We start from the raw sequence: 3,594 nt of genomic DNA, 5'->3' as shown, positions 1-3,594 counted from the left end.
GGTACGGGCTGGGTCGCCGGGGCCTCGCCGGTGCCGCGCACGGCCGAGTTGACCAGCAGGGCGAGCACGAGCAGCGCCGGTGCGCCGAACGCGACGGCCAGCCAGCGGAGGCCGAAGCGGGAGGTCAAACGGTCAAACAGCACAAAACCACTCTAACGGCTCGGGCTTCGGTTCGGCGGGGGATCCACCGGGTGGCGCGGCACCGGAGGCGGCGGAAGCCGTGGAAGGCATTACACGCGCCGGAAGCCGTGGTGGTTCGAGAGAGGCCGAGAAATTTCGACACGGACACTGATCCGTAAGCCCTGCGGCTGCGTACTGGAGGGGGGAGCAGGTCAGCCGGTGGCGGTGCCGCCGTGAGACATGATCGAGGAGCAGATGGCCCGGGCAAAGCAGAACCAGAAGGCGGAGGCCGTCCGTACCAGCACCAGCAGCCGTGGTGTCCGGACCGTCTCCAAGTCCTCGATGGCGCTGATGGCCGCGTCCGTGTTCGGCCTGGTCTGGGCGGGCATGGAGATGTCCGGCAGCGGCGCGGCGATGTACGCCTACGGCTTCGTCTTCACCGAGTTCTTCGCCGGAGTGGTCACCCTGGTCTCGCTGAGTCTGACGGTGATGCTGGGGCTGCTCGCCACCGACCGGCTGGTGTTGCAGGCCCGGCACCGGCTGCTGCTGCAGTCCGCGCACCGCGCCACCGGCGTGGTCGCCGTCTCCGGCCTGGTCTTCCACATCACCACCAAGATCTCCATCGGCCGGGCCGGCCTCACCGACGCCGTGGTGCCGTTCATCGGTGGCTACGGCCTCTACGTCGGGTTCGGCACCGTCGCCGCGTTCCTCATGGTCAGCGTCCTGTGGACCGGGCTGGTCCGGGTCCGCTTCGCCGGGGTCGGCCCGAAGTGGTTCTGGCGGTCGCTGCACTCCATGGCCTACCTCGCCTGGCCGTTCGCGCTGACCCATGGTCTCAACGTCGGTCGTAAGCCAGCGACCTGGGTGTTCCTGAGCTATCTGGTCTGCGTGGTGCTCGTGGTGGTCGCACTGCTGGTCCGGCTCTCCGTCCACCTCAGCAAGCGCAGCCGGGAGCAGACCCAGGCCGCCGCGCTGAACGCGGCGATGACCGGTAAGGGCGAGGAGAGCAAGACCAAGATCCTGCTCGGCGGCCTCGGCCTGCGCAAGGGCGAGGAGGAGAGCCGGGGGGCCCGCAGCGGTTGGGCGGAGACCACCGCCACCGGGTCCTGGGGGGCGTCGCCGAGCACCGCCACCCGCCGGCGCGACCCCGACCGGTTCACCGTGCCGGTGGTGCCCGAGCCCGGCACCCTGGGCGAACCGGCCCGCGCCGGACGGTCCCGCCGTGAGGTCGAGGAGCCGACGCCGCGCCGGCGCGAGCGCGACGGGGAACCCGCCGTCCGGCGGTCCGACCGGACCGAGCGCGTGGAGCGGGTACGCGACGAGGAGCGGCCCAGCCGCCGCGCCCGGTACGAGGACGAGGACGTACGCCCGGTCTCGACCGGCCGCCGCGCCCGCCTCGACGAGGACGAGGACGTGCGTCCCGTGTCGACGGGTCGCCGGGCCCGGTACGAGGAGGACGAGGACGTGCGCCCCGTGTCCACCGGCCGCCGCGCCCGCCTCGACGAGGACGAGGACGTGCGTCCCGTGTCGACGGGTCGCCGCGCCCGGTACGAGGAGGACGAGGACGTGCGTCCGGTGTCCGCCGGTCGCCGGGCCCGGTACGAGGAGGAGGAGGACGTGCGCCCCGTGTCCACCGGCCGCCGCGCCCGCCTCGACGAGGACGATGTCGCGGCCCGCTACCCGGCGTCGCCCCGGCGTCGCACCGCCGAGCCCGAGGAGCCCTGGGACAGCCCGCGCCGCTGGGAGAGCTCCCGGCCCATCTCGGCCGAGCCGGTCTCCGCCGGCCGGCACAGCATCGAGCCGGACGTGCCCGAGGAGCCCGACTACTGGCGTCCGCCAGCCCGGTACGTCCCGGACGACCTGCCCGTCGACGACACCCCGACCCTGGTCGACCTCGCCTCCCGGCGCAAGATGCGGGCCACCGGCGACAGCCGGTCCGGCCGGCGCAAGGGCCGGGCCGACGCGGCCGAGGTGGACGGAGCGTACTGGGCCGGGCTGCGGGGCGAAGCCAAGTGAAGCGGACCAAGGTGCCCCCGGTGGCCTGCATCGGTGAGCCCCGACTCACCGCCGGGTTCGCCGAGTTCGGCCGGCTCGACCTCGTCGCACACGAGATGGTGCACGGCCCGATCGGGCCGATGGAACCGAGCAACCTGCTCCGGCTGGCCGAGAGCGTCCAACTCAAGGGCAAGGGCGGCGCGGGCTTCCCCTTCTTCAAGAAGCTCAAGGCGGTGCTGGACTCCTGCGAGCGGCAGGACCTGCCCGCCGTGGTCGTGGTCAACGCCACCGAGGGCGAGCCGGCGAGCTGGAAGGACAAGGTCCTGCTCACCCGCGCGCCGCACCTGATCCTCGACGGCGCGGCGCTGGCCGCGTACGCGCTCGACGCCGAGGAGATCGTGCTCTGCGTGGCCGACGACCTCGTCGGCCGGGACTCGCTCACCGACGCCCTCCAGGAGCGCCGGATGCCGGTGCCGACCAGCATCGTCACCGTGCCGCACCGGTTCATCTCCGGTGAGGGCGGCGCGCTGGTCAACGGGATCAACGGCTTGCCGCACATCCCGCCCGGCACCAAGAAGCGGTCCAGCGACTCCGGGGTGCGGAACCTGCCCACCCTGCTGTGCAACGCCGAGACGTACGCCCAGGTCGCGATCGCCGCCCGGCTCGGCCCGTACGAGTACGCGGCGCTCGGCACCGACGACGAACCCGGCACCGTGCTGCTCACCGTGACCGGCCAGGCCAAGCGGCCCGCCGTGGTCGAGTGCGCCGCCGGCACCCCACTGCGGGAGATCCTCGACCTGTGCGAGGTGCCGGACGGGCCGGGAATCCTGACGGGCGGCTTCCACGGCCGATGGATCACGTCGGAGGCGGCCGACAAGGCGCTGGTCTCCCGCAAGGGCCTCGCCACGGTCGGCGGCACCCTCGGCGCCGGCATCGTCATCCCGCTCGGCAGGGACACCTGCCCGCTCGGCGAGGCCGCGCAGGTGGTCCGCTACCTGGCCGGCGAGTCCGCCGGCCAGTGCGGGCCGTGCAAGCGGGGCCTGCCCGACCTGGCCCGCGCCGTCGACCTGGCCGTCTCCGGCAGCGCGCCGGTCGAGGTCGTCCGGGCCGCCGCCGGTGACGTCAAGGGACGCGGCGCGTGCAGCCACCCCGACGGCACGTCCCGGTTCGCGCTCTCGGCCATGGAGATCTTCGGCGAGGACCTGAAGCTGCACACCACCGGGGAGGGCTGCGGCAAGCGGGTCAAGGGCGTGATGGGCCTGCCCGGCGGACGACGCAAGGCGACCAAGTCCCCGAAGAACAAGCGCAAGGGCACGAAGGGCGGCGGGCGTCCCCGCGCCGGCGCCGGGCTGCCCGGCGGCTTCCCGGGCGGTATGCCGCAGCTGCCGGCCGGGATGGACCCGAACGATCTCGCGAACCAGGGGCTGCCGCCCGGCTTCAAGCTGCCGAAGATCGACTTCAACAAGTTCGGCAAGGGGG

2 protein-coding genes are annotated in these 3,594 nt (G+C 73.2%); both read left to right on the top strand.

Annotated features, from left to right (window positions below; genetic code table 11):
- The first annotated feature begins 360 nt into the window (after positions 1–360).
- Positions 361–2,136, top strand: a complete 1,776-nt coding sequence (locus E1165_RS28235; protein ID WP_243705030.1) for a ferric reductase-like transmembrane domain-containing protein — start codon at positions 361–363, stop codon at positions 2,134–2,136.
- Positions 2,133–3,594 (top strand): NADH-ubiquinone oxidoreductase-F iron-sulfur binding region domain-containing protein (locus tag E1165_RS28230; protein WP_243705029.1); only part of this gene is annotated, 1,462 nt, incomplete at its 3' end. The genes E1165_RS28235 and E1165_RS28230, both read left to right, overlap by 4 nt.

Origin of the sequence: Micromonospora sp. KC723 (assembly GCF_004348595.1) — a bacterium.
Taxonomy (GTDB): Bacteria; Actinomycetota; Actinomycetes; order Mycobacteriales; family Micromonosporaceae; genus Micromonospora.
The sequence above is the reverse complement of the archived record's forward strand: the minus strand, read 5'-3'. Positions and strand labels throughout refer to the sequence as shown.